This is a genomic window from Actinomadura luzonensis (genome assembly GCF_022664455.2).
Lineage (GTDB): Bacteria > Actinomycetota > Actinomycetes > Streptosporangiales > Streptosporangiaceae > Nonomuraea > Nonomuraea luzonensis.
Genome location: NZ_JAKRKC020000002.1, coordinates 2,673,015 through 2,693,258 on the forward strand (window position 1 = coordinate 2,673,015; position 20,244 = coordinate 2,693,258).

Annotated in this window: 18 protein-coding genes, 1 tRNA gene and 3 pseudogenes; 8 read left to right on the forward strand and 14 right to left on the reverse strand. The window is 68.3% G+C overall.

The annotated features are described in order from the left end of the window. Positions 1–48: 48 nt before the first annotated feature. The 5 genes from MF672_RS42660 to MF672_RS42680 form a co-directional block, all read right to left on the reverse strand. Positions 49–876, reverse strand: coding sequence for an alpha/beta hydrolase (locus tag MF672_RS42660; RefSeq protein ID WP_242381291.1), 828 nt, complete (start codon positions 874–876; stop codon positions 49–51). Next, a complete protein-coding gene (locus MF672_RS42665) occupies positions 873–2,444 on the reverse strand; it encodes a bifunctional 3-(3-hydroxy-phenyl)propionate/3-hydroxycinnamic acid hydroxylase (protein WP_242381290.1) in 1,572 nt (523 codons plus the stop codon). The genes MF672_RS42660 and MF672_RS42665 overlap by 4 nt, the downstream gene beginning before the upstream one ends. 139 nt (positions 2,445–2,583) lie before the next feature. Next, a complete protein-coding gene (locus tag MF672_RS42670) occupies positions 2,584–3,540 on the reverse strand; it encodes a cyclase family protein (RefSeq protein ID WP_242381289.1) in 957 nt (318 codons plus the stop codon). Beyond that, complete coding sequence (locus MF672_RS42675) at positions 3,537–3,869, reverse strand: cupin domain-containing protein (RefSeq protein ID WP_242381288.1); 333 nt, start codon at positions 3,867–3,869, stop codon at positions 3,537–3,539. The genes MF672_RS42670 and MF672_RS42675 overlap by 4 nt, the downstream gene beginning before the upstream one ends. A gap of 19 nt (positions 3,870–3,888) precedes the next feature. After that, the gene (locus MF672_RS42680; protein ID WP_247815719.1) at positions 3,889–5,262 is read right to left on the reverse strand and encodes an amidohydrolase family protein; all 1,374 of its coding nucleotides are present in this window, start codon (positions 5,260–5,262) and stop codon (positions 3,889–3,891) included. Positions 5,263–5,406: 144 nt separating this feature from the next. Between MF672_RS42680 and MF672_RS42685 the strand changes: the two genes are divergently transcribed. Then, a complete protein-coding gene (locus tag MF672_RS42685) occupies positions 5,407–6,087 on the forward strand; it encodes a FadR/GntR family transcriptional regulator (RefSeq protein WP_242381286.1) in 681 nt (226 codons plus the stop codon). Between the two features lie 264 nt (positions 6,088–6,351). On the opposite strand, the gene MF672_RS42690 is transcribed toward MF672_RS42685, so the two are convergent. Beyond that, positions 6,352–6,939: a TetR/AcrR family transcriptional regulator gene (locus MF672_RS42690; protein ID WP_242381285.1), complete on the reverse strand. Its 588-nt coding sequence runs from the start codon at positions 6,937–6,939 to the stop codon at positions 6,352–6,354. A gap of 303 nt (positions 6,940–7,242) precedes the next feature. On the opposite strand from MF672_RS42690, the gene MF672_RS42695 reads away from it, so the two are divergent. The 3 genes from MF672_RS42695 (at position 7,243) to MF672_RS42705 (ending at position 10,725) form a co-directional block, all read left to right on the forward strand. Continuing rightward, complete coding sequence (locus tag MF672_RS42695) at positions 7,243–8,091, forward strand: SDR family oxidoreductase (protein ID WP_242381284.1); 849 nt, start codon at positions 7,243–7,245, stop codon at positions 8,089–8,091. Positions 8,092–8,194: 103 nt separating this feature from the next. After that, on the forward strand, positions 8,195–9,100 hold the full coding sequence (locus MF672_RS42700) for an alpha/beta fold hydrolase (protein WP_242381283.1): 906 nt from the start codon (positions 8,195–8,197) through the stop codon (positions 9,098–9,100). A gap of 185 nt (positions 9,101–9,285) precedes the next feature. After that, entirely contained in the window at positions 9,286–10,725 is a 1,440-nt protein-coding gene (locus MF672_RS42705; protein WP_247815720.1) for an MFS transporter, read from the forward strand. A 37-nt stretch (positions 10,726–10,762) separates the two neighbouring features. On the opposite strand, the gene MF672_RS42710 is transcribed toward MF672_RS42705, so the two are convergent. Continuing rightward, a complete protein-coding gene (locus MF672_RS42710; RefSeq protein WP_407654801.1) occupies positions 10,763–10,969 on the reverse strand; it encodes a transposase in 207 nt (68 codons plus the stop codon). On the opposite strand from MF672_RS42710, the gene MF672_RS52335 reads away from it, so the two are divergent. Continuing rightward, positions 10,944–11,117: a hypothetical protein gene (locus MF672_RS52335; protein ID WP_407654811.1), complete on the forward strand. Its 174-nt coding sequence runs from the start codon at positions 10,944–10,946 to the stop codon at positions 11,115–11,117. The two genes, MF672_RS42710 and MF672_RS52335, sit on opposite strands and share 26 nt — an antisense overlap. 26 nt (positions 11,118–11,143) lie before the next feature. Here MF672_RS52335 and MF672_RS42720 read toward each other — a convergent pair. Both MF672_RS42720 and MF672_RS42725 read right to left on the reverse strand, forming a co-directional pair. After that, positions 11,144–11,710 (reverse strand): annotated as a pseudogene (locus MF672_RS42720) (IS256 family transposase); the annotation flags it as partial. Positions 11,711–11,741: 31 nt separating this feature from the next. Further along, entirely contained in the window at positions 11,742–12,674 is a 933-nt protein-coding gene (locus MF672_RS42725) for an IS3 family transposase (protein ID WP_302893397.1), read from the reverse strand. A 23-nt stretch (positions 12,675–12,697) separates the two neighbouring features. Here MF672_RS42725 and MF672_RS42730 point away from each other — a divergent pair, with 23 nt between their 5' ends. Continuing rightward, entirely contained in the window at positions 12,698–14,401 is a 1,704-nt protein-coding gene (locus MF672_RS42730) for an ISAzo13 family transposase (protein ID WP_242384090.1), read from the forward strand. Here MF672_RS42730 and MF672_RS42735 read toward each other — a convergent pair. Beyond that, positions 14,381–14,742 (reverse strand): annotated as a pseudogene (locus MF672_RS42735) (transposase); the annotation flags it as partial. The gene MF672_RS42730 and the pseudogene MF672_RS42735 overlap by 21 nt on opposite strands. A gap of 48 nt (positions 14,743–14,790) precedes the next feature. Then, positions 14,791–15,552 (reverse strand): annotated as a pseudogene (locus MF672_RS42740) (IS256 family transposase); the annotation flags it as partial. Between the two features lie 358 nt (positions 15,553–15,910). Here MF672_RS42740 and MF672_RS42745 point away from each other — a divergent pair. Continuing rightward, on the forward strand, positions 15,911–16,681 hold the full coding sequence (locus MF672_RS42745; protein ID WP_242383014.1) for a transposase family protein: 771 nt from the start codon (positions 15,911–15,913) through the stop codon (positions 16,679–16,681). Between the two features lie 20 nt (positions 16,682–16,701). On the opposite strand, the gene MF672_RS42750 is transcribed toward MF672_RS42745, so the two are convergent. Then, positions 16,702–17,061, reverse strand: coding sequence for a hypothetical protein (locus tag MF672_RS42750; protein ID WP_242383015.1), 360 nt, complete (start codon positions 17,059–17,061; stop codon positions 16,702–16,704). Between the two features lie 672 nt (positions 17,062–17,733). Between MF672_RS42750 and MF672_RS52340 the strand changes: the two genes are divergently transcribed. Further along, positions 17,734–18,810 carry an integrase core domain-containing protein gene (locus MF672_RS52340; protein WP_407654812.1) on the forward strand — a complete coding sequence of 359 codons (1,077 nt, stop codon included), beginning with the start codon at positions 17,734–17,736 and terminating at the stop codon, positions 18,808–18,810. Here MF672_RS52340 and MF672_RS42760 read toward each other — a convergent pair. Beyond that, a tRNA-Ile gene (locus tag MF672_RS42760) sits at positions 18,770–18,843 on the reverse strand. The genes MF672_RS52340 and MF672_RS42760 overlap by 41 nt on opposite strands. 467 nt (positions 18,844–19,310) lie before the next feature. Continuing rightward, positions 19,311–20,243 carry a LysR family transcriptional regulator gene (locus MF672_RS42765; RefSeq protein ID WP_242383020.1) on the reverse strand — a complete coding sequence of 311 codons (933 nt, stop codon included), beginning with the start codon at positions 20,241–20,243 and terminating at the stop codon, positions 19,311–19,313. Between the last annotated feature and the right edge of the window lies 1 nt (position 20,244).

Sequence of the window (20,244 nt, forward strand, 5' to 3'; positions counted from 1 at the left end):
TCTCGGGGCCGGCGTTGTTGACGCTGAGCACTTGGTGCGGGAGCGGAGTCACCTGGCGTCGCCGAGATGGCTGAGCAGGAACGCCGCGGTGAGCCGCAGGTGGCCGGGGCGGTCGAACTCCTCGCCTTCGTGCCCGGCGCCGCCGAGCAGCATCATCGTGGACTGGGCTCCGGCGCGGACGAGCGCGTCATGCAAGGCCAGGCTCTCGGCAGCCGGGGTGACCCGGTCCCGGTCGCCGTGGGCGATCAGGAACGGTGGCGCGTCGGCGCTCGCCCAGGTGAGCGGGCTGGTGGCGCGGGCCGCGGCGGGATTCTCGGACACGTCGCCGAGGCCGAGCAGAGGACCCTCGAACGGCGGGTTGAGGATCTCCTTCTCCAGCCAGGTACGGCGGGAGTTGGCCCACAGGTCGCTCTGGCCGAACCAATGGACGACCGCGTCCACATGGCTGGGCTGATCAGGGTGGTCGCCGACCGAGCCCTCCAGTTCGACGTTCTTGGCCGTCAGCCCGATCATGCTGGCCAAGTACGCTCCGGCGGACGCGCCCCAGGCGCCGATCTTCTCGACGGCGAGACCGTACCGCCTGCCGTTGGCGCGCAGCCAGCGCACGGCGGCCTTCACGTCGTGCAGCTGGGCCGGATATGTCGCCTGCGCGGCAAAGCGGTAGTTGGCGGAGGCGACGGCGACGCCATAGGAGGCGAGCAGCTCCAGCCGCTCGGTGGCGCCGTCACGTTTGTCGCCCACCTGCCATCCACCGCCGTGCAGGTAAAGCACGACAGGCGCCGGGCCGTCAACGGTGGGCAGGTAAAGGTCGAGTGCGAGGGAGACGCCGTCCGCCTTCGCGTACTCGATGTCGGACTCGATGCGCACGTGCGTCACGCGGGCTGCCTTTCGTCGGTCAGATGGAGACGAGCGGCCAGTTCGTCGACCAACGCCGGCAGGCCGGAGGCCAGGGTGACGCCGAAGACGTACCAGTCGGGGCGGGTGATGTAGGCGTCGGCGTGGTGGTCCTTGAGAAACCGGCTGTAGACGCCGTCGAGGTCGGTGACCGCGTTCGGGTCGGCCGGGTCCTCCAGGACGGCGACGGAACAGCCGATCGCCTCCAGGGTGTGCAACTGCGCTGCTGACAGCTGCGGGGCGTGGCGGGCGATGAGCTGGAATCCGTGACCGAGCAGGTCGTCACCGCGGCCCTCCACACCACCCTTGCGCAGACGGCCCTGCGGGGACAGCGAGCCGGTGACCGCGGCGATCGAGCCGTCGGACTCGCGGTGCAGGACACCGTGCTCGAGCTTGGGGAACGGCGGCGGGGGCGGGTTGAGGTTGTTGCGCATGGCGTGGTTGCGCTGCGCCGCCTCGTCCTCGTCCACGATGTTGACCAGGCGGGACAGCGCGTCGCTGGCGAACACGATCGCCGACACGTGGGGCTCGCGCTCGGCCTGGTAGTCGTCCAGCAGTTCCTCGCTCGCGGCGCCGGACAGCACGAGTGACAGTTTCCAGCCGATGTTGCGGCCGTCGCGAATGGCGGAACAGCCGCCCTGACCCATGTAGGGGGTCATGGTGTGAGCGGCGTCGCCGGCGATGAAGACCCGGCCGGTGCGCCACCGCTCGGCCACGCGCGTGTAGAAGTGGTAGACGACCTGGCGGCAGATCGACATGTCCTGCTCGCCGAGGCCGTGCTCCTCGCGCAGGAAGTCCCAGGCCGCCTGCGGGTCGTACATCGCCGTCTCGTCCTCGTGCTCGTGCAGGCGGATCTCGAAGCGCTGGCGGGTGGTGCCGAGCGGCATGTACATGTGCGGCCGCTTCGGATCCATGATCATGATGAGGCGGTCGAACCGCTCGGGCAGGTCGCGGAGCTTGTTCATGTCGAAGTTGAGCCAGCGCTCGTGCAGCCCGTAGTCGCGCATGGTGATGCCGGCCGCCTCCCGCACGAAGCTGCCTGTCCCGTCCGCGCCGATGACGTAACGGGCCCGGACCGTCCGCTGCTCGGCCGGGTCGGTCGACTTCTTGGGGCGCACCGTGAGCTCGACGAAGTCGTCATGCTGCGTCAGGCCGCAGACCTCGGTGCCCCGGTTCACCTCGACGTTGGGCATCGTGTCGACCTTCTCTCGCACGACCGCCTCGACGTCCGGCTGGAAGATCGAGGAGTGCGCGGGGAAGCCGCACTGGCTGCCGCTCCAGTCGATGCTGAGCAGGGGCTCGGCGGCGGCGTCGCCGAAGTGGCACGCGTCCAGTCGCACGGCGGTGCTGAGCGCCTTGTCGATGGACGAGCCGGTGGCCTGGACGGTCCGGCATGCCTCACCGTCGAAGGTGACCATGCGCGGCAGCGGATAGAGCTCCTTATGCCGCTCGAACACCACCACTCGGTGTCCGGCCGCGCCGAGCGTGGCAGCCGCCACCTCGCCCGCAGGCCCGTAACCGACGATCGCTACGTCGTAGATGTCAGGCACGAATGTCTCCCAGATGATGCGGCGCCAGGCGCCGGACGAGAAGCCGCGAGCCCCCCGAAACCCGAAACCCGCCTAAAGGTTCGGATGTTTTAAGCGAGTGTGCCTGCCCGTGACCTGCGGGTCAAGAGCGCGTTACGCCCTATTTCAGAAATGTTGCGTTGGGGGCGGAGGCGATCCCGCCGGGCGCTCGGGTGGGCACGCTGACGAGCATCCCCTCGTACACGCCGTCATCCGCACAGTCTTCGGCCAGGTCGCGCAGCCACCACAGCTCACCCAGGGCCATGCCGAAGCTGCCGATGAGCATCTGATGGATGAAACCGAACGGCGCCGCCTGCGGGCTGGTGTCCGCGGGCCAGGCCTCGACCGCGAAGGTGTCGGAGGCGACGGCGGCGCAGTGCGCGTTCCACAGGTAGCGGCACACCTCCTCCGAGTGCGCCAGGCCAGGCGCACGCAGCTCCCGCGGGAGCCGCTTGCGCACGTCATCGGGCTGGTCGGCGTACCAGCCGGTGAAGCCGGTGTGCAGCAGCAGGATGTCGCCGACCTGGTAGTCGACGCCGGCCAAGCGCCGGGCCGCCTCCAGCTCGTCCGGGCCGAACTCGACCGTGGTGCCGGGATCATAGGGACGGCCCAGAGCCCGCATCGCGGCGGGCATGTCGAGCAGGACGCCCCGGCCGGTCATGCCGTGGTCGGCCCAGCGGTCGATCGTGTTGCGGCGGCCGGAGACGATGTCGTCCGAGGTGGCGCCGTTGTAGTACACCTGACGGCTGTATCCGATGTGCGCCAGGGAGTCCCACTGGCTGCCCGCCTGCGGGTAGACGTTGTCCCAGACGTCGTCGAAGCCGATGCCGCCCGGCTGGGCGATGACATGGTGACGAGGATTGCCTCTGTTGCTGTTGAGGGGCGGGGAGAACATGCCGAGGGGCGCGTCCAGCGGGAAACCAGCCCCCTTGCGTACCAGCTTGGCGGCGGCGGCGACCCGTTCCGGGGTCAGCAGGTTGACCAGGCCGAGCTGGTCCTGCTCGCCGAACAGGCCCCAGGCGCTGCGGCCTCCATCCGGTGCCGGCGGCAGGTCGTCGTAGCGGGGCAGTTCCGTCATGGCCGCAGCACCACCAGAAGCGTGGCGTCGGCGCCTGAGGCGTTGCGCAGCGACCGCACCTCGCCTTTGGTGAGGTGAACCGAATCGTGCCGGCCGAGGGTGACCACCCGGTCGTCGCAGGTCAGCTCCAGCTCGCCGGACAGGACGACGTAGACGGTCTCGGCCGCGGTGGGCGCGGAGTCGACCGTCGAACCGGGGGGATAGTGCGACAACCCGACGGAGAAGCCGCCGGGGCCGCCCGCGTCGAGTCCTTGCAGGCGGCGGGCGGCGACGTCGTGGTGGCCAGGCGGGTCATAGGGCACCGCCTGTGCGGCTGTGACCAGGTGCATGAACGGCATTCCTTCCGAACTACCAGGGCAGGAACAGCGGAGGGTCGGGGAAGAACCCGCCGTTCTTCTCCACGGTCGCCGCCACGTACTCTTTCGACTTCTCCAGTGCCTCGCGTACCGGTCCCCACTCGGTCGTCAGCGCGCCGGCCCGCTTGCGGATCCGGCCCGCGATGATGACGGTGTCGATGTTGCCGGGATGCGCCTGCGTGATCACGGTGGCGTACGGGTCGTGCACCGGCGCGGTGTTCACGGAGTCGGCGCGGACGAGGATGACATCGGCCTGCTTGCCCGCCCGCAGGCTCCCGATACGCGTGGACTGCCCCAGCGCCTCGGCACCCCAGATGGTGGCGGCCTTGAGCATCGTCTCGCACGACGGAGGCACAGATTCGGGCGCTCGTCCGGCGGCCATGCCCTCGTCGGCGGCCAGCAGGCGTCCCACCTGCATGGCGGTGCGGGCCTGCTGGAGCAGACTGCCGGAGACGGACGTCGTGACGTCGCAGCCGAATGTGCAGTGCCCGCCGGCCTCCAGCACCCGCTCGGTGGCGGGGCGGCCCATGCCCATGGCCATCTCAGCTTCGGTGCAGGTCGCCACGGAGCCGCCGGAGTCGGCCACCATGCGCAGTTGCTCGGCGGTGGCGTAGTTGAGATGCACCCACACCAGATCGGGACCGAGCAGCCCGGCCTCGTCGAAGACGGCCAGGTCGTCCACCGGCTCGTGGAACAAGATCGCCAGGCCGTTGGTGGTACTGCGCAGTCCGAGCCGCCGTGCGCCCGTCAGTTCAGTCCGGATGCGGTCGATGCCCACCTCGGGCAGGTCCGACAGCGCGATCCCAAGGGTGACCAGCGCGTCGTCCGAGGCCAACCGTCCCTCACGCAGCCTCGCCGCCAGCGCGAGCCGGCCCTCGGCGCTCGCCAGCGTCTCGTCCTGGCCGGGCACGTCGCTGAAGCCGAGGGCGAACTGCGTGCGGATGCCGGACTCCACGCTGCCCTCGATCGCGGCATCCGCGTGCTCGGCCGTGCTGACCGCGTGGCAGAAGTCCAGCACTGTGGTGACACCGGCGTCGATGGCCTCGAGCATGCCCGCCAGGTTGCCCACTCGGATGTCCTCGGGCCGGTACACCGCGGAAGCCTGGAACCTGACACTACGGAAATAGTCCTTGAGCACGGAGTCCCCGGTGAGCCCGCGCAGCCCGGCCTGCCAGACGTGCCGGTGCGTGTCCACGAGCCCGGGCAGCACGATGGTCCCGGTAGCGTCGATCACCTCGGCGTCGGCCTCGATCCCCGGCTCCACCGCGGCGATCACGTCCCCCTCCATGAGCACGTCGGCCAGACGCGGTCGGTCACCCGGCTCCATGGTGAGCACGGTGCCGCCCTTGACGAGCACACGGTTCATCGCAACCTCCTTGGTGTGGACGAAGTCGCAGGCCAGCAGGCTAGCCGACAACTATAACCACCCGGATGTTTGGGGTGTTATGTATATCGCCGGAGCGTACCCTCCGGCTGCCGGAATGGCTAGGAATCTGGTAGAACTGTTCGCGTGGTTACCGCTGACCCCCTGACCCGCGCGGAGGCGCTGGCCGCGGACATCGAGACGATGATCGTCGAACGCGGCCTGGGCCCCGGCGATCTGATCGGCACGATGGAAGAGTTCCGCGACCTCTCCGGCTATGGGCGTGCGACCATCAGCGAGGCCGCGCGACTGCTCAACGATCGCGGCAGTGTCGAGATCCGGCCCGGTCGCGGCGGTGGCCTGTTCGTAGCACAGCCCAACCCGATCGTGCGGCTCCGGCACACGCTGCTGACTGTGCGGAAGATGCCGACCACCGTGGCCGACGCCATCGCCGTGCGCGAGGCCCTGGAGCCTTTGATCGCCGCGGACGCGGCTCAGCACCGCAGCCGGCAGGACATCTCGGACCTGCGCAAGCACCTCACCGCTCTCAAGCGCGCAACGACCAGCACGGACCGCTTCATGCGGGCCAACTGGGCCCTCCACGAGCGGATCGCCGAAATCAGTCCCAATCACCTGGCCAAAGCCGTCTACCTCAGCATGACGCGGTTCATCACCAACCTGTCGGAGCACGCCGACCCCGACGACAATCGCGACAATGACTATCTCCGCCTACGACTGGACGTGCACGTCGAACTGGTGGACGCGATCATCGCGGGCGACGTCGCTCGAACCATGACGGCAGTCGAGCGTCATCACGCGTCCTCCTGACGTCCACCGCCGGCTTCCCGAGGACGGCGGCTTCGGCTGCGCCATCCTTGAGGCTCCCGGAGCGAGGTCGCCCGAGCACTGGCGAGGTCTGGCGTCGGCATCGTCCCGTCGGCCGCGAGCGGGACCGGATTCGGTGAGGGTGCGCCGCAGCGCCGCGTGAGGTATGTGACCACGCTGGAGCCGGTCGGGTCGGCGATCATCCGCGCTGAGCGGTGTCCGTGTCGTGGCTGAGCGTGCGTGGTGCGTACTGGACGGCGGCCTTCGTCAAGATGCGTGGGTGGGGCCGATCCCGGTGAAGAGGGCGTCGAGAATCCGGTCGACGTACTCATGAGTCAGCGGTTCCTGCGTGATCAGCAGCTGGAAGTACAGCGGCCCCGACAGGATCGCCATCGCCAGCTCCAGATCGAACTGCGGCGACAACTGCCCCTGATCCCGGGCCGCCCTCAACCGGGCGACGGTCTTGTCCGCCTGCGGGCCGATGAACCGCTCGTTGAGCGCCGCGGCGACCTGCGGCTCGTGCTGAGCCTCGCCGATCAGCGCCCGGAACAGGGGCCCGAAGGGCGGCCCGGCAAGCAGATCGACGGCCGCGTGAATCTGCACCCGCAGGTCGGCGGCGATGTCCCCGGTGTCCGGATAGTCCAGGCCTGCCTCGTTCAATGACAGCAGCGAGTCCAGCAGCAGCGCGCCCTTGGACGGCCACCGCCGGTAGATGGTGTGCTTCCCGGCTCCGGCGCGGGCCGCGACGGCTTCGATGCTGAGTTTGGCGTAGCCGATCTCCTGGCCCAGCTCCAGCGTGGTCCGCATGATGGCCTCGGTCCGGTCGGCGCCGCGCCGGCGGGGTGTGTCGCTCATGAACGCCACCTTATCGGTACGGCACGTGCCGTGCTTGACATCGTTTCCCCGCAAGGCCATCATCCTTATCGGCACGATACGTGCCGTGCTGATAGATGCCGCGCCCGCCCACCTTTCGCCTGGCGGATCGAATCCGCCCGCACCGGTGGACGTACTCGGCAGGGGCTCGTCGTGGCGCGGATCAAATCAAATGAGACGAGACGGTCCGTCTTGACAGGCAGATGAAAGGCCAGTATGGTCACTTCTCGTCAAGACGAGACGGATCGTCTCGCAGTAGACGAACAACCGATCGGAGTTCCGTTCATGCGCACCGCGAAGACCGCCTCTTCCCGCACCTGGTTCATCACCGGAGCCAGCCGCGGCCTGGGCCGTGCGTTCGCCGTCGCGGCGCTGGAGCGCGGCGATCACGTGGTCGCCGCCGCCCGCACCATCACGCCGCAGGACTTCGACCATCGGTACGGAGACCGGCTGCTCACCCTCGCCCTGGACGTGACCGACCGCGACGCGGTGTTCGCCGCCGTCCACACCGCCGTCGAGCACTTCGGCCGGCTCGACATCGTGGTCAACAACGCCGGCACCATGTCCTCAGGCATGATCGAGGAGTTCACCGAGGCCGAGGCGCGCGCCCAACTGGAGGTCAACCTGTTCGGCGCGATGTGGGTCTGCCAGGCCGTCCTGCCGCACCTGCGTGCCCAGAGGTCCGGTCACATCGTGCAGGTCTCCAGCATCGCCGCTCTCGGCGGCTTCCCGAGCACCGGGATGTACAGCGCGAGCAAGTTCGCGCTGGAGGGCATGAGCGAGGCCCTGGCCATGGAAGCCGCGGCGTTTGGCGTCAAGCTCAGCATCGTCCAGCCCGGCGGCTACTGGACCGACCTGTACACCAGCATGACCATGACGTCGCCGCTGGAGGAGTACGCGCCGTTGCGCGCCGAACTGGAGAAGCAGTGGGCCGAGGGCTCGATCGACAGCGAGCCGCGCCTGGCCGCCGAGGCGCTGCTGAAGCTGGTCGACAGCGAAGACCCGCCGCTGCGGCTCCTGCTCGGCAGCATGGTCTACGACCTGGCCTTCGACATCTCCCACCGGCGGATGGCGACCTGGGCCGGCTGGGAGCAGGTCAGCCGCGCCGCCGAACACGCCGTCCCCGCTCCCTGAACCGCCGACTGACCGCGGCCCCCGACGGTACACCTCGGCCGAGCTGCCGCGGCCGGCTCAGGTCCGCACCGTGGCCGGGGCGCCAACTCATGAGGAGTGAACCATGGACAGAGAGACCAACCCCCAGACCGGCGGACTTCGCCGCACTGAGACCTTCGTGGATGTCGCGGACGGCTATCGGCTCTGGGTGGAGACGGCCGGCGATCCGGGGCGTCCTCCCCTGTTACTGGTGATGGGAGCCAACACCAGCGGGCTGGGCTGGCCCGAGGAGTTGGTCGAGCTGCTGTCTCGGGACCACTTCGTCGTCCGCTACGACCACCGCGACACCGGACGCTCCACCCACGCCTTCCACGAGCGTCCCTACCCCGTCCGGGCGCTGGCCGACGACGCGGTCGCGGTCCTCGACGCGCTGCGCGTCGCACGCGCTCACGTGGTCGGGATGTCGCTGGGCGGCACCCTCGTCCAACTGCTTCTCCTCGACCACGCGGACCGGCTGATGAGCGCCACGATCTTCGGCTCCGCGCTGCTCGGCGGAGCGGCCCCCGACCCCGGCATCTGCGACGAGGACCTGCCCGGGCCCGACCCCCGGCTGCTCGCTCTGTGGGCGGAGCTCGGCCAAGAGCGCGACCCCGAGACGGAGCTGCGGTGGCGCGTGGAGCACTGGAGGGTCCTCAACGGCGGCGTCCTGCCCTTCGACGACGAGGAGTTCGCCGATCTCGAACGCCGGATCGCCGCCCACAGCGGCACCTGGCACAGCCCCGCCGCCCATGCCCTGGCCGACCAGTCCGGCATGGAGCGCGGGGCCGAACTCGCGAACACCTCTGTGCCCACCTTGGTGATCGACGCGCCGGAGGATCCCGTCACGCCGCCCCCGCACGCCACCCGGCTGGCGCGCGCCATCCCCAGTGCCACACTCGTCACCGTTCCCGGTCTCGGTCACGCACTGCCCCTCGCGATCGTGCCGCCCCTCGCAGCAACGATCACCGCCCACACCGGCCGGCGACCCTGACTCGGGAGAACCGTCCGAGCTGGCGGTCCCACCTCAGGTTCCGGCCCGGCGTCGATGTTGGTCAGACCGTCGAGGACGTACAGGAACTCACCCGGCGTGCCCGGCGCCACCGCCTGCGCGACCCCATCACCTGGTCGGGGACCGCGTTCAAGATCGTGTCATCAGTTCTCTAGGTAAGGATGTCGGTGAAAGCGAAAGCGTTGCTCGGCCTGACCTGCGCAGGTCAGTTCATGGTGCTGCTCGACAACACGATCGTCGGCGCCGCGCTGCCCGACATGCAGCAGCGGCTGCACACCGGGCTGACCGGCCTGCAGTGGATCGTCGACGCCTACGTGCTGCTGGTGGCCATGCTGCTGCTGTCCGGCGGCGTCTTCGCCGACCGGTTCGGCCGCAAGCGGGTGTTCCTGGCCGGGGTGGTGGTGTTCACCGCCGCCTCCGTGGTGTGCGCGCTCGCGCCCTCCCTCGGCTGGCTGATCGCCGGGCGGGTGCTGCAGGGCGTCGGGGCCGCGGCGCTGAGCCCGGCCTCCCTGGCGCTGCTCACCGTCGGCTGCCCCGACCCGAGACAGCAGGTCAGAGCGATCGGCTTGTGGGCCGGGCTCAGCGGCATCGGCCTGGCCGCCGGGCCGCTGGCGGGCGGGATCCTGGTGGAGACCTTCGGCTGGCCCGCCATCTTCCTGGTCAACGTACCCATCGGGGCGGTGCTGCTGCTGGCCGGGCTGCGGATGCTGAAGGAGTCCCGCAACCTGGACGCGCCGCCCATCGACGTGCCCGGCACGCTGCTGTCCGCCGTGGGCGTGGGCGCTGTCACCTACGGCCTGATCGAGGGCGGCTCCCGCGGCTGGACCTCACCGGTGATCCTGGGCAGCTTCGCCGCCGGGCTGGTGCTGCTGGCCGCGTTCGTCGTGGTCGAGGGCCGCGCGCTGACGCCGATGCTGCCGCTGCGGCTGTTCCGCCGGAGGCTGTTCACGGTGTCCAACACCGCGATGGTCGTGGTCGGGTCCGCGCTGATGGGGTCGTCGTTCTTCTTCTCCCAGTTCTTCGTCTCCGTCCAGGGCACCTCGATCCTGGTCGCCGGGCTGCGGACCCTGCCCATGACGCTGGCCATGGTGATCGTCAGCCCGTTCGCGGGCCGGCTCGCGGCCAGGTACGGCTTCCGGATCGTCGTCAGCGCCGGCCTGGCGCTGGCCGGGCTGGGGCTGCTGGCGCTGGGCCTCGTCCACGCCGACACCGGCTACGGCAACGTGTGGTGGCGGCTGGCGCTCACCGGCGCCGGCTTCGCGCTCGCCATGTCGCCGCTGACCGGTGCCGCCATGCAGGCGGTCAGCCCGCGAGAAGGCGGCCTCGCCTCGGGCGTCAGCAGCACCACCCGGCAGATCGGCGCGGTGCTCGGCGTGGCGGTGCTCGGGGCGATCGTCCACGCGCGCGAGTCCGGCGGCGCCTCCTTCGAATCCGGCCTCAACAGCGCCTTCCTCACAGCGGGCGCCGTGACCCTGGCCTGCGCCGTGTTCACCGGCCTGTGGCTGACCACGACCCGCACACCGACCAGCGTCCCAGCCGGACAGCCAGCAGGCCGGGCAGCCGGCGAGCCGCCGTTGCCAGTCGCTTCCAGCCGGCTCACGTCTTGAGCCACTCTGCTGGAGGATCCAGATGAGGCACGGTCGATCAGCCCATGTGAACGACGCACGTCTGGACGACAGCCTGCTGCCAGACGCTCCCGATGGCCTGCGACAGGCCCTTGAGCCCGTCGCTCAAGCCGGTCTCACCGTGCCGACCGAGGCCGCCGCGCTGGAGCGGTCTGCTCATCACGCTGCTGCGGCACAGCGACCGGGTCGCAGCCGCCTGCCTGGCCCAGCGCGTGACCGTGATCACGCCCATCATGACCGAGCCCGGTGGCCGGGCGTGGAAGCTTGACGCGAGGACTCTCGGCGCGAACGGAGGTAGCGCCCCGGTCCAACACGAGCCACCGCCGCGATCCGCTCAGGATCGTGCTACCGCCGGTGTCGGGTCTGTCCAGTGAACGGTGTGATTCGATCTTGACTAGTTCTATCGGGTGGTCGGGGTCAGGCGGCCTTCGAAGGTGATGGCGAAGGCGTTCAGAGCGGCTTTCCAGCGGGTGATCCAGCGTTTGCGGCCCTTGCCGGTCGGGTCCAGGCTCATGATCGCCATGTAGACGCACTTGAGCGCTGCCTGCTCGTTGGGGAAGTGGCCGCGAGCCTTGACCGCCCGCCGGATGCGGGCGTTCACCGACTCGATGGCGTTGGTCGAGCAGATCACCCGGCGGATCTCGGTGTCGAAGTTGAGGAAGGGCACGAACTCGGCCCAGGCGTCCTCCCACAACTTCACGATCGCCGGATACCTGCCGCCCCAGAGCTCGGCGAACTCGTAGAACCGTTCCAGAGCGGCGGCCTCGGTCGGTGCGGTGTAGACCGGCTTGAGCGCCTTGGCAATAGCGTCCCAGTGCTGGCGGGCGGCGTACCGGAACGATGCCCGCAGCAAATGCACCACGCACGTCTGCACGACCGCCTGCGGCCAGATGCTCTCGATGGCCTGCGGCAACCCCTTCAGGCCATCGCAGACCACCATCAGCGCATCGCCGACGCCGCGGTTCTTGGGGGCTCGCCCCGAAGTGTGGACACGGGTGTTATGCGGCGAGTAGCACCCTATCGATGGTCTGCTGCTCGTAGTCGATCGGGCTCAGGTAGCCGAGGGTGGAATGTCGCCTGCGGGTGTTGTAGCGGGTGATCCACTTGAAGACGGCCAGGCGGGCCTCGCGTGCCGAGGACCACCGCTTGGCGCCCTGCAGCGTCTCGCGTTTCAACGTAGCGTTGAATGCCTCCGCGGCGGCGTTGTCGGCGCTGGACCCGACGGCTCCCATGGACTGGCGCACGCCGAGCTCTTCGCAGACGGCGGCGAACTCGGCAGAGGTGTACTGGGCCCCGTGGTCGGCGTGGAAGATCGTGCCGTGCAGGCTGCCCCGGGTCGCGGCGGCGGCCCGCAGCGCGTCGCTCACCAGCTCGGTGCGCATATGATCGGCGATCGACCAGCCCGCCAGCCGGCGTGAGGCCAGGTCCAGCACGGTCGCCAGATACAGAAACCGGCCCTCGCCGACGGGCAGATACGTGATGTCACCGACATAGCGCCGGTTCGGGGCCGGCGCGGTGAAGTCCCGCCGGATCAGGTCCGGCACCTTCTGCTGCGAAGGTTCCGGCACCGTGGTACGCACTTTCTTGCGCAGGTGCAGCCCCACGATGCCGGAGCGGCGCATCACTCGCGTGACCCGCTTGTGGTTGACCCGGCGGCCCCGGGCTCGCAACTCGGCGGTGACGCGTGGACTGCCGTAGGTGCCGTCGAACTCGCCATGGATCTGCCTGATCTCTTCGGCGAGTGCCGCTTCGGCCGCCGCCCGCTCCGCTCGGGCCGGCGCTGCCTTGAGCCACCGGTAGAACCCCGAGCGGGACACCTTCAACACCCGGCACAGCCGCTTCACGCCGAAGGCGCGGCGATGGTCGTCGACGAACTCGAAGCGGCTCAGGAGCCGTAAGACAATTACTGCTAGTTTCAGTGCGACTGCGATGAGTGGTGTGCTAAACGGCCTTCATGGGGATATCTGAGGCGGATCTGGCGGCCCTGGATGTGAAGTTCGCAGCCGTGCTGCCGCATCTGGACGAGCGGCAGCGCCGCTTATATCTGGCGGCTGAGGCCGATGCACTCGGGCATGGCGGGATCGTGGCGGTGGCCAGACTGGCAGAGGTATCGGAGTCGACCATCACGCGCGGACGTCTCGAGCTCGCGAGTAGTGCACCGGTTCTGGGCCGCGTGCGCCGTCCCGGTGGCGGACGAAAACCGGCTGCTGAGCGTGACCCGGGCCTGGTGCCGGCGCTTGAGGCGTTGATCGAGCCACGAGAGATCGGTGATCCGGTTTCTCCGCTGCGCTGGACCACGGCCTCGTTGCGCGACCTGGCCCGGGAGTTAACCGCGGCAGGGCACCCGATCAGTGCCCCGACAGTGGGCGATCTCCTGCGGGCGGCCGGGTTCAGCCTCCAGGGCATGGCCAAGCGGCGCGCCGGCAGCCAGGTCCCCGACCGCGAAGCCCAGTTCCAGCACATCAACACCACGGTCGAACAATTCCTCGCCGACGGTTCGCCGGTGGTCAGCGTGGACGCCAAGAAGAAGGAACCGATCGGTGACTTCGCCCGAGCCGGCCGCACCTACCGGCCCAAGAAGAAACCGATCACGGCCCCCGATCACGACTTCACCTTCGCTGATACCCCGGTCGCGATCCCGTATGGGGTCTATGACCTGGGACAAGACGTCGGCTGGGTGAACGTGGGCACCGACCGCAACACCGCGGCGTTCGCGGTGGAGTCCATCCGCCGCTGGTGGAACCAGCAAGGCCGAGGCCACTACCCCGGCGCGACCCGGCTGCTGATCACCGCCGATTCAGGAGGAGCGAACTCCGCCGACTCCCACCTGTTCAAGAACGACCTGGCCGCCTTCGCCGACGAGAGCGGGCTGACCGTCACCGTGCTGCACTTCCCACCGGGGACATCGAAGTGGAACAAGGTCGAGCACCGCTTGTTCTCCCGCATCACCCACAGCCTGCGCGGACGGCCCCTGACCAGCTACGAGGTGCTGCTGCAGAGCATCTCGGCCACCCGCACCAGCACCGGGCTGACCGTCAGCGCCGTCCTGGACGACAACAACTACCCCACCGGGCGCACTCTCACCAAGGAGCAGCGCCAGATGCTCCTGCAGCGCGTCCAGCGTGACGACTTCCACGGCGAATGGAACTACACCATCGGCCCCTACGACCCCAGCACAGCACCACCGGCCGAACCTGAACAAGCCAAGGCGCCCCCGATCCCGACCGAGGCTACCTACCTGCTCACCCACCCCGCCCTGACCGGCATGACCCGCGACCAGTTCGACCGGCTCGTGACCGAACTCGAGCCCTGGCGCAGGACCCTGGCCGAGGCCGAACGCGAAAAGCGCAAGGGCATCAACCGGCGCGGATACAACCCCGGCTTCGGATTCCTCGACCACCGGCATCGCGTCCTGGCCGCCGTCCTGAGCCACCGCAACACCGTCACGCTCACCCTGGCAGCCCGGCTACTCGGCCGAGACCGCAACACCCTCAGCTACCACGCCCACCGGACCAGACCTCTGCTGGGCTTCGCGGCCCCTGACCTCGCCGCAATCCTCGCCCAGCCCCGCCGCCGGACCCACCCGCCCCGCTCGATCGAGGCACTCCAGAACGAGATCACCGCCTACGAAAGCAACATCAAATCGGGCAGTAGTTAGTTGACGGCTCCTCACCAGTTCGTCTCTCCCGCGAAATATTTGGCCGCCCGGCGCAGGATGTCGCGTTCCAGCTCCAGTTCCCGGATCCGGGCCTTGAGCTGCTTGTTCTCCTCTTCCAGCACGTCGTCGGACGATAGCGGGCCCCGCGCCGGCTTCCTCGCCGGGCCCCGCGCCTTGGCGCCCGCGGTGCCGTCGGCCTGCGCCTGACGCACCCAGTTACGCAGCGTCTCCCGGCTAATCCCCAGATCGTCGGCCACCGAGGCCAGCGTGCGTCCCGGATCGGACAGGTACAACGCGACGGCGTCCGCCTTGAACTCCGGCGGATACGACTTCATCGCCACGTGGAACTCCTTGTCTCCGGATCTCCATCATCCGGTACTCAAGGTGTCCACACCTCGGGGGCAGGGCCCCTTGATCTCGGTCAGCACATGCAGCCAGAACTTGGCCCCTTCGCCGCCGTCGCCGGCCCACAGACCGAGGATGTCGCGCTCACCGTCGACGGTCACCGCCAGCGCCACGTAGGTCGGCCGGTTGGCGACCTGGCCCTCGCGCAGCTTCACGTGGATGGCGTCGATGAAGATCACCGGATAGACGGGGTCCAGCGGCCGGTTCTGCCACTCGGCCATCCCGTCCAAAACCTTGTCGGTGATGGTGGAGATGGTCTGCTTCGACACCTCGGCCCCGTACACCTCGGCCAGATGCGCGGAGATCTCCCCGGTGGTCAGGCCCTTGGCCGCCAGCGAGATGACCATCTCATCGACCCCGGACAGGCGGCGTTGCCGCTTGCGCACGATCTTCGGCTCGAAGCTGCCGTCCCGGTCGCGTGGCACGGTGATCTCCACCGGTCCGACATCGGTGATGACGGTTTTGGACCGGCTGCCGTTGCGCATGTTGCCGCTGTCATTGCCGGAGCGTTCGTGCTTGTCATAGCCGAGATGGTCGGTGATCTCGCCCTCCAGCGCAGACTCCAGCACCAGCTTGGTCAGCCGGCCCAGCAGCCCGTTCTCCCCGACCAGCTCCATGCCCTCGGCTCGGGCCTGGTCGACCAGCCTGGCCACCAGTTCCCGGTCTGTCGACTCCTCCGGCTTCTTGCGCGCCACCGCGGCGTCCTCCAGGTCGATCTCCGTCGATGCCTGGATCACAGTACTCATCAGGTGCGTCCTCCATGATCAGGAGTCACACCGTTCTTTGTACAGTCCCCTGAGGTAAACAATAACGGGGTAGTCGGTCAGATTTTGTGTTTCGAAATCCCCAAGAGTACACGCATGTCGCCGGACCTGGGCGGGCAGAGCTTGGCAGGCGCAAGGTTCGCTCCCTTCGTTTCGGGAGGGAGCGAAGCTCGGGCCATGCGCAGGACAGCAGCACCGCAATCACTGAACTGTTTTCATCCTCGGCGGGCATCTGCTGATCACAACATGATCGCGAGTCCGGCGTTCGCCTGAAGACGCAAAGAACCCCTGGTAGACGGGTGGATCACCACAATCAACACCGTCACCACCAGGGGCTCGGATGCTTTTCTATCGTGCTGCCGTCGATTTGTCGCGCCCAACGCTGAACTACGTGGCCGGCATCATCCGCCGCCACCGCAAGGCCATCGGCTCCACCTGGCGGCGGCTCAACCCCGCCCAGCAGGCCCTGCTGGTCCTGGTCTACCTGCGCAAAGGCGAGACGTACACCGAACTCGCTGCCGGGTTCGGCGTCTCGATCGCTACCGCCTGGCGGTACGTGGAGGAGACCGTCGCCCTGCTGCGCGCCCGCGCCCCCAAGCTCGGCTGCGCCTTACGCAACGCCGCGCGAGACGGCCTGCACTACCTGGTGCTGGACGGCATGCTCATCCCCATCGACCGTGTGCGCGCCGACCGGCCGTACTACTCGGCCAAGCACCGCATGCACGGGATGAACATCCAGGTCATCGCCTCTCCAGACGGCACGATCATCTGGACCTCCGGCTCGTTGCCGGGAAGCACCCACGACTTGACCGCCGCCCGCATATGGGGCGTCCTGCAGGCGCTGGCGCAGAGCGGCATGCTGACCCTTGCCGACAAGGGCTACCAAGGCGCCGAAGGCCCGGTGGCCACGCCGTACAAGGGCCGCAACAAGCCCCTGTCCCAGAAGGTGGCCAACCGCTCCCACGCCCGGCTCCGCGGGCCCGGCGAACGCGCCAATGCCCAACTCAAGAGCTGGCGTATCCTCCGCAAGCTCCGCTGCTGCCCGCACCAGGCAGGCGCGCTCTGCAAGGCGATCGCCGTTCTGCAGAACTACGAGCTCACCCAAGGATGAAAAGGGCTCACTGGTTCGGATTACGAAGGTGAGTCTGTATCGCTGTCCTGTGAAGCCTGTGCGAATTCTCGGATCAGGCGCACGGCTTGATGTCTTGTTCTTTGCGAAAGTGAGTGCGAGTTCGTTATCAGCTTGAGAGGTTCGACAAATCGAGGTTGCATAGTTACACCTCGACCTGATTCGGACAGTCTCTGAACCGCACGCTCTGCCCAGTACGGACTCTTACCATCGAGAGCCATGTAAACCGCATCCTTGATGGGCAGGGCGGAAGTCAGGCTGCTGACGTCTTTGGCCAGTCCAAGACGTTTGACCGCTTCCTTCAGCTTCGCAGTCAGCTGAGTCGCGCTGATTTCCAGCAAGGTCAGCCAAGCAATCGACATCCCCTGCTCCGTCGAACTGACGGCTGCGTTCAGCCTCCCGATCGCCCAGAAGCCCCGAGAGGCCACTCCTATCCAGGTTCCTGATTCTGTGATCTGTGTGAGCGGTGCCCACGTGATTATTTCCGCGTCGGGACTCGTCGACCTGATCCAGGCCGGATCCGGGATCTCGTTCGCCCACTCACCCAGTGAAGGGTTCTGCTTATGCACGCTACCAGTCACCCCACGTGGATGAATGTTTTACCTCGTAACCGTATTGTTTCATGAATTCTACGAACTTCTGGCTGAAGGCTGTCAATACTCGGTTCATGGTCGTGAGCTGCGGGTTTATCTTGGCTTCCTGGTCGGAGCAGTGGCCTGGGTCGGGCATGCTCGAGGCTCGTGACGCTCCGTCTCTTCTATATGAGTTTCTGCCGCATCGTTGGGTGGCTGACGCTGCTGGCTCGTGGCGACGCGACCAAGAATATGGAGATCCTCGTGCTGCGGCACGAGGTGGCGGTGCTGCGTCGTCAGGTGGGCCGTCCGAGACTGTCGTGGGCGGATCGAGCGGTGCTGTCCGCGCTGGCCCGGGGACTGCCGGCGGTGCTGCGCGCCCACCGGCTGGTGACCCCGGAGACGCTGCTGCGCTGGCACCGGCATCTGATCGCACGCCATTGGGCCTACCCGCACCGGAGAATGGGACGGCCCGCAACCGACCCGGCGATCGTGGCATTGATCCAGAAGCTGGCACGGGAGAATCCGCGCTGGGGCTACGAACGCATCCGAGGTGAACTACAGCATCTGGGCCGCCGAGTCAGCGGTGCGACGATCCGCCGAGTCCTGAAACGGGCGCGTCTGGGTCCGGCGCCGCGACGTGCCGACGACCGCTGGCGCGATTTCCTCCGCACCCATGCCACGAGCACACTGGCTTGTGACTTCTTCACGGTGGACACCGTCACGCTGCGCCGGTTGTACGTCTTCTTTGTGGTGGAGGTCGGCACCCGATTCGTGCACGTGCTCGGCGTCTCCGCCCACTCTGACGGCGCATGGGTTACCCAGCAAGCCCGTAACCTTCTCGCTGACCTGAAGGACCGGGCCGGCACCTTCCAATTCCTGATACGCGATCGGGACACGAAGTTCACCAGCAGCTTCGATGAGGTGTTCACAGGCGACAACATTCAGGTACTCAAGATCCCGCCACGAGCGCCTCGCGCGAACGCCTTCGCCGAGCGATGGGTCCGCACCGCACGCACGGAATGCACCGACAGGCTGCTGATCTTCGGCGAACGGCACTTTCGCACCGTGCTGGACGAATACGCCGATCACTACAATCGCCACCGGCCACACCGCTTCCTCGGCCTCCGAGCTCCCACCGATGACGACTCCGACGTGATCCCGCTGCCGACGGGCCAGATCGAGCGCCGTCACGTTCTCGGCGGGCTGATCAACGGGACCAGCGAGCTGGCTGACCAACGAGGTGCCGTCACGAATACGCAGGTCAGCGCCTTGGGCCTAGTTTTGACACCCTTCAGGCGAAGCGCCGCATCGCCGACGCCCTCAACCAGCACGACCCCGGCTCGTGATTGCAACGCCTGCTGGCGCGCCGTGGGGGAGGCATTGGGGAGAGGCCGCTGTGAACGGTCCGTGCGAGCCGTAGATAGTCGGACACGGAGAACCCCCGCCCCGGCACAACAGTGCTGGTCAGGCGGGGGTTTTGGCTGTTCCGGAGAAGTAGGGCGGGTGGGACTTGAACCCACGACCCACGGATTATGAGTCCGATGCTCTGACCGGCTGAGCTACCGCCCCTGGATTCAGTTGTGCGGCCGGGCGTGGTCCTGGTGGATCATGCTCGGTTTCGTGCATGGCTAAGGCTAGAGCATCGGATCCGCTCGTGGGTGCCTGGGCCAGTGGGAGAGGGGGGTCTCCGCGGACATCATTCCACGTTCGGGGGGTCGGTGGGGCGGGGAGTTACGGTCGGGGGATGAGGGCGGGTGTCAGGGTGGTGTACGAGACGCACGCGAGCGGCGCGGACGACGAGGCCGGGATCGCGACGGGGTGGCTGCCGGAGGAGTTGTTGGTACGGGGGCGGGGGAGGCGTGTGAGCTCGGGGTGCGGCGCAGGGGCCTGGATGTCGTGTGCGTGGCGGATCTGCGGAGGGCGTCGCAGAGTGTGGAGACCGGGTTCCAGGGCGTTGCGGCATCTGGTGGAGGGCGGGGTGATGGAGGAGTTGGTGGAGAGGGCGTTCCGCGCGCGGCCCAGGCGTGAAGAGGGTGTCAGGGGGCGGTGCCGTAGGTGGGGTTGCGGGAGAGCCAGTCGTGGTAGACCGGGCTGCGGCGGACGGCGTCCCGGTGGGCCTCCTTCGCCTGCGTGACCACCCAGGCCGCGTCCGCCGCCGTGGGGTGGCGGCCCAGGAGTTGGCGCCAGCGCAGGGGCGCGCCGGCGAGCGGCACCATGACCAGGCCCTGCGCCGGCTGGTGGGTGGCCTGACAGAGGACGACGGCGCGGCCCACCTGGGACAGGTGGGTGCAGGTCGGCACGTCCGTCTCGTAGATCGTTCCCGGGGTGAAGCCGGCGCGCGCGCAGGCCTTGGCGAAGCAGTCGGCGAAGCAGCCGTCGCCGGGCGTCACGGCCCACTGCTCGTCCGCGAGGTCGGACAGCGCCACCTCCTTCTCCTTGGCCGCCGGGTGTGAGCGGGAGACCAGGCAGAAGACGGGGTCGAGGCTGATGGTGTCCCAGACGAGGGTGCCGGTGGGGGTGCCGGAGTCGCCGCAGGCGCCGGTGAGCAGGTAGTCGAGGCGGCCGAGCTCGACCATGCTGGTCAGCTCGTGGGTCGACCAGGACGTGTACGTCGTGACCGGCCGCTCCGCGGCCAGCCGGTCCACCAGGCCGCCGAGGATCGGCCCGTTGGTGGCGCCGATGCGGTAGCCGGGGGTGGGGGCGTGCGCGAATCGTACGGCCTCGTCCTGCAGTTCCTTGGCTGCCGGGAGGAGGACCCGTGCCCGCGCGAGCACGAGTTCGCCGAGCCTTGTGGGCCTGGCGCCGTGGCGGTCGCGCTCGAACAGGGCGCCGCCGAGCACCCTTTCGATGCGCTTGAGCTGGGCGGTCAGGGCCGGTTGTGCCAGCCCGAGCGTCGACGCGGCCTTGCTCACGCTTCCCGCGTCCGCGACCGCGCGGACGATCCTGAGGTGCCGGAGCTCGAGGTCCATA